This is a genomic window from Streptomyces longispororuber, assembly GCF_014656095.1.
In the GTDB taxonomy this organism is placed as follows: Bacteria; Actinomycetota; Actinomycetes; order Streptomycetales; family Streptomycetaceae; genus Streptomyces; species Streptomyces longispororuber.
Genome location: NZ_BNBT01000333.1, coordinates 1 through 926 on the forward strand (window position 1 = coordinate 1; position 926 = coordinate 926).

Sequence of the window (926 nt, forward strand, 5' to 3'; positions counted from 1 at the left end):
CACACCCGCCGCACCACCAACACCACCACCACAACCACCTGCAACCCCAACCCCGCCCACGGACCAAACCGCGGGTGGCCCTCGCCGTTCTCCACGTTTCCGATGGCCACCAGGACGTTGGCGAGGATCAGGGCGGACAGCAGGAAGAGGTCGGACACCGCGGGGCGGAACCTACGGGTCCGCTGCTCTTCGGCCGTCCTGGCTGGCTGCACGACAAGCCCACCCCCGTACATGATCGGCTTCGCGCTGAGTCGGTCGTGAAGAGCTTAATCCGTGCCGCCAGCCGACCCCAGCCGCGCGCCTGACCTGGGGCTTTAACGGCTCTAAGTGCCGTTTGCGGTACGTGACGGCGCTCACGGACACCGGGTCCGTGCACCGCCGGAGCGCGGCCCGCCAGGTCCACGAGAGGGGGAACGCGACATCCGCTCACTACTTTCGTCGGTAGCGGTAGCAACGTTTCCCTCTGCCCGGCGGTGGGTCCGGCCCGGTTGAATAAGTCGTGTTGGCAGCCCGGCAGGAGATACCGGGATACGGAGCAGGGGGCAAGAACTCTGCTCACCCCGTACAGAACATTTGAGGAGCGACATGCTGTGGGTCGGCATCGTCCTGGCCGTTCAGGGATTCGGGTCCTTCCTGACCGAGCGGATCTGGGACACAAAATTCGGTGTCACGGCATTGTTTCCCGATGACACGCCCTCCTGGGTGAGCCTGGCGATCGGCATTGTCGGTCTGATCATCCTCGCGTTCTGCGCGAGTTCACGCTCCCGCAAGTCCGTGCACCACTGATTTTCCACAGACTCCCGGTGGCCGGTTCTCCCCCGTAACTGGCCACCGGGCTCTTTTTTTCCTACGCGTCCGTCCCCCGGCGCTCCGGCCCCCGGCGCACGAGAACTGGCGGGGCGGGCACCTCGTCCACCGAGGTGCCC

The 926-nt window shown here is 65.9% G+C and carries 1 protein-coding gene; it reads left to right on the forward strand.

Translation table 11 applies throughout. From position 1 onward, the window contains the following. Positions 1-585: 585 nt before the first annotated feature. Positions 586-786 (forward strand): hypothetical protein, encoded by a 201-nt coding sequence (locus IE330_RS38500; protein ID WP_190140817.1) that lies wholly within the window; start codon positions 586-588, stop codon positions 784-786. The last annotated feature ends 140 nt before the right edge of the window (positions 787-926 follow it).